The sequence below is a fragment of the Candidatus Latescibacter sp. genome (genome assembly GCA_030692375.1).
Taxonomy (GTDB): domain Bacteria; phylum Latescibacterota; class Latescibacteria; order Latescibacterales; family Latescibacteraceae; genus JAUYCD01.
Map to the genome: position 1 here is coordinate 1 of JAUYCD010000222.1, position 4,451 is coordinate 4,451.

General features: G+C 52.1%; 3 protein-coding genes. 1 reads left to right on the plus strand and 2 read right to left on the minus strand.

The genetic code is table 11. The features are described from left to right. Positions 1 to 295 precede the first annotated feature (295 nt). Positions 296 to 1,975 (plus strand): pectate lyase, encoded by a 1,680-nt coding sequence (locus tag Q8O92_13595; GenBank protein ID MDP2984348.1) that lies wholly within the window; start codon positions 296 to 298, stop codon positions 1,973 to 1,975. A 538-nt stretch (positions 1,976 to 2,513) separates the two neighbouring features. Here Q8O92_13595 and Q8O92_13600 read toward each other — a convergent pair. After that, positions 2,514 to 3,251 (minus strand): ABC transporter permease subunit, encoded by a 738-nt coding sequence (locus tag Q8O92_13600; GenBank protein ID MDP2984349.1) that lies wholly within the window; start codon positions 3,249 to 3,251, stop codon positions 2,514 to 2,516. Continuing rightward, complete coding sequence (locus Q8O92_13605) at positions 3,248 to 4,180, minus strand: ABC transporter ATP-binding protein (protein MDP2984350.1); 933 nt, start codon at positions 4,178 to 4,180, stop codon at positions 3,248 to 3,250. Before Q8O92_13605 ends, Q8O92_13600 begins: the two co-directional genes overlap by 4 nt. Positions 4,181 to 4,451 lie beyond the last annotated feature (271 nt).

Consider the following 4,451-nt stretch of genomic DNA (forward strand, 5'->3'; position numbering starts at 1 on the left):
TGAGAAGGCAGCTCCCTAAATCCCCCAGAGGGGGACTTAACGAGGTAAATATAATAACACGTAAGTGCAACATAGTTAGTAAAATATCTGTTACGTTTTGTTATTTAGTCATTTAAGTCCCCCTTTGGGGGATCTAGGGGGCTGTAGTTTTGAGGTTTACAGAACGGAAATATTTTTTGAATAACCCGGCTAGTAAAGTTCGCACAGAAACAACGGGGAAATAAACTAAATGACTTTTTTTGCGAAGATCTATTAGAAAATAGCAAGAAATAATAATAACTTCGGAGGAAACACCATGTTCGGTAACCCCAAACGTTACATCCGAATGAGTATAGACGCAGCGCGCTGCGTCTCTCTCCTGGTAGTTGCAGCGCTCCTGGCCTCGCCCGTGCAGGCAGCCAAGGCCAAAAAAGAAGCTCCCCTTCAGGACCAGGTTCTCTCCGCCATGAAGAACGCGACTCGGTACATGGTCGAAACGGTCAGTACGAACGGCGGGTATGTATGGAGCTACCTGCCCGACCTCTCGCGCCGCTGGGGCGAGATGGAAGCCTATGACACGATGATCTGGATGCAGCCACCCGGGACCACGAGCATGGGCCATCTTTTCCTCGACGCTTATCACGCCACCGGGGACCCCTATTTCTTCCAGGCGGCGGAAAAGGCAGCCAACGCGGCCATCTGGGGGCAGCTCGACTGTGGCGGCTGGAATTACATCGTGGACTTTGCAGGCGACCGCTCCCTCAAGTCCTGGTACAACACCATCGGCAAAAATGGCTGGCGCCTGGAGGAATTCCAGCACTACTACGGCAACGCCACATTCGATGACGATGTCTCATCCGATGCGGCTAAATTTCTCCTCAGAATGTACCTCGAAAACCTGGACCCAAAATACAAGTATCCTCTGGACAAGGCCATCGACTTTGTGCTCAAGAGCCAGTACCCGATCGGCGGCTGGCCTCAGCGCTATCCTCTCAGGTATGATTTCGTCCACCACGGAAAGCCGGATTACACCTCCTTCTTCACTTTCAACGATGATGTGGTATGGGAGAATGTAAATTTCCTCACGCTGTGCTACCTGACCCTGGGCGAGGAACGTTTTCTCGATCCCATTAACCGGGGAATGAACTTCTACATCGTCACCCAACAGGGTGCGCCTCAGGCTGGCTGGGGCCAGCAGTACACCATGGACCTCAAACCCGCCGGCGCCCGGACATACGAGCCGAACGCTCTCCTGCCCGGCTATACCGCAGTTCATATCCGTCTTCTGGAGCGCTTCTACCGCCTCACCGGCGAGAGCAAGTTCCTGATGGGTATTCCAGCGGCGCTCGACTGGCTGGAGAAATGCCGTCTCCCGGAAAGCATGTCCGAGGGAGGGAAGTACACCCACCCGGTCTTCGTGGAAATAGGCACAGACAAGCCGCTTTTCGTGCATCGCAAGGGATCCAATGTCATCCACGGCTTCTATTATGTGAACAACAGCGATGCTCTCCCGAACGTTCATTACGGTATGAAACAGAATTTCAATGTGGCTCAGCTACGCAAGGAATTCGAGGCTCTAAAGGCGATGACCGTGGAAGAGGCCACGAAGGACTCCCCGTTCCTCCACGGCCGGTACACCGGCAAAGTGATGCCGCAGAGATATTATGATGTGAAGAGCCAGAGCTTTACCGCTTCCGCCATGAACTACTCCAAACGCCCGGCCCCGAGCGAGGAACAGGTAAGGAAGATTCTCGCGGCTCTCGACAGCCAGAACCGCTGGCTGGTGAAACATGAGGAAACAAGCCATCCCTATATTGGCGATGGAGTCAAAACCGAGCCGACCGACGCCTATGCATCGACAAACATGGGCGATGAAACCGACACCTCGCCCTACCGCGACACTTCCGACCAGGACTACATTTCCACAAATGCATTCATCCGGAATATGACCGTCCTCATCAACTACGTGAATGCGATGAAAGGGCAGCAGAAATAAAAAACAAGGGGATGTTATAATGAAAAAGGGGCGGGCAGGAATGTTCGCCCATTTTTTTTGAAATAAATGTATTGACAAATATAGTGACAGGATTATATTATAAGAAATGATATTTTATTGTGACAAAATTATTGACATAATACTTCATTGTTACTTCTAAACTGAAGGAGGTGACCAAAAATGGCACGTGGACGCCGTTACTCCAGTTCCAGACATAGCCCTGGCCCGATGACATCACTGAGGGGGTTTGATGGGGAAGTACCAGAATCTCGTAACAACATTCCTTCACTCAACAAGGAAACTTTAGTAATAATACTAGTACTTGTAATTGTTGGGATTATTTGGTTCCTTCGCCTTGTACATTGGATATGAGGTTAAATGAACACGAAGGTGCCGGACAATCTGTAATGTACGACTTATTATTGCTCCGGTGAATAAACAGTGAAACTGGAAAACGTCATGCCGAACTTGTTTCGGCATCTATTGTAAAAAGCGGGAAATTGTTTTTATACATAAAGCAGGCTTTGTCTCTTTCCTCTCACTCCACCGCCAGTTTCTCCCTCTTGAACCGTTTCATCGAAAGCATCACCAGAACCATATCCAGCGCAAAAAGAAAGCCGAAAATCACCGCAGCCGCATGGACACCGTTCACCGAATCCAGCCAAAGAGAGATGCTTTTCCTCATCACTGAAGGCAGCAAAGTGTAAAGCATCGTGGGGAGAACGGAAATGATGATAATCCCGAAGCTCAGTGTCTGCAATGCTTGACGGACAGTGGCGGCGCGGAGCGAAACGAGAATCCCGGCGCTCACCGCGAACCCGGTCCCCAGAATGGAGGCCAGCATCCCGACAGCAAGAAAGCTGACCGGGAGAAAAATAATTCCTCCGCCAAAAAACCGGAGATTCACCGTGATGATCCCGGTAATGATGATGAGGAAGGTCATGACGAGGGCATACAGCATGGAGGCGAAGAGTTTTCCCAGCAGAATGGCGGTGTCGGAAAGACGGCTGGCGAGAAGGGTCTCCAGGGTGTGACGTTCCCGTTCACCGGCGATGGAATCAGCGATGATATTGACGGCCAGGAGGAGCGGAATCCAGGTCCAGGCGATCAGAGAAACCGGCGATTGGATCCAGGCTTTCCCGAACTGCAGCGGCATGACTATACCGAGAACCAGGAGCGGGACTACCATCATAAGAACTGTGCTCCGTGAGGAGCCGCGCTGGTGGAAATATTCCTTAGCCTCTTTCCAGATGACAGTCAGTATGTCCGATATCATTTTTCCTCCTCCATGAGAGTGAGGAATGCCTCCTCCAGGCTCGCTTTCCCTTTGCGGACTTCCTCTATTTCTGCTCCGGCCTGTACCAGGAACCTTATCACCGGCGACATGGGGGCTTCTCCTGCAGAAGCGATCCAGAGACGGCCGTTTTCATGTTCGACTGATTCTATATTGGGACGTTCTCGCAGGGATTCGAGCATCCCTTCAGTGAAACCCTGCCCGATTATCTCCGTGCGGGCTTTACCGCTCCGGGTACGGAGCTCGTCGGGATGACCGACAGTAATCAGTTTTCCACGGTTGATCACACCGACCATGGCGCAGAGCTTTTCCGCTTCAGTTAGGTTGTGGGTTGTGAGAAATATCGTTATGCCTTCGCGCGCGGACAGTGCAGCCAGGTCGTCGCGCAAAGCAGCGGATGCCACCGGGTCGAGACCGGCGGTCGGCTCATCAAGAAAAATCAGTGAGGGACGGTGCAAGATCGTCCGCGCCACCGCCAGTTTCTGTTTCATCCCGCGGCTCCAGGTTCCGACCCGTTCGTTCCGACGTTCCCAGTGGCCGAAATGGGTAAGCAGCTCCCGGATGCGGGCCTGGCGCTCCGGGCGGGGCATGCGCCATGCCCGGCCATAGAACTCGAGGTTATCCCCGGCGCTGAGACGCTCGTAGAGGCCGGTGTATTCGAGGAGCGCTCCGGTTTTTTCCCGTACAGCCCCTGCCTGGGAGCGTATTTCGCATCCCAGCACCTCTGCATGGCCGCCGGTCGGTTCGAGAAGCCCGAGAAGCAGCCGGATCATGGTGGTCTTTCCTGCGCCGTTCGGTCCGAGAAAACCGAAAACAATCCCGGACGGCACTTCCAGAGAAACATGATCCACCGCACGCACCGTTTTAAAATCGCGCACGAGATTGTCGGTTCGTATAGCAAAGGTATTCATACGGATTTACCGTGCAGCTTGTTGCGGGTTAGGATCCCCCCTGTCCTTCGGACATCCCCCCTTATTAAGGGGGGTAACCGTTACCATCGGCGGTAGAATGGTTTGTCTATTTTATCCCCCTTCTATGAGACAAGTCAAGAGGAAAGTGTAAAGAAGCTACCAATAGAAACATCTTACTTTTATTGAAGTCGGGATGTGGTAATGTGGTAAACGGCAGTATCGTTTTCCACATTTCCATATCGATAATCGGTTCGAATTAACCTTACAGCCT

What these genes read in the sequence shown, in the direction of transcription:
- Q8O92_13600 (MDP2984349.1), bottom strand. Translation starts at nt 3,251, where the DNA reads ATGATATCGGACATACTGACTGTCATCTGGAAAGAGGCTAAGGAATAT.
- Q8O92_13595 (MDP2984348.1), top strand. Translation starts at nt 296, where the DNA reads ATGTTCGGTAACCCCAAACGTTACATCCGAATGAGTATAGACGCAGCG.
- Q8O92_13605 (MDP2984350.1), bottom strand. Translation starts at nt 4,180, where the DNA reads ATGAATACCTTTGCTATACGAACCGACAATCTCGTGCGCGATTTTAAA.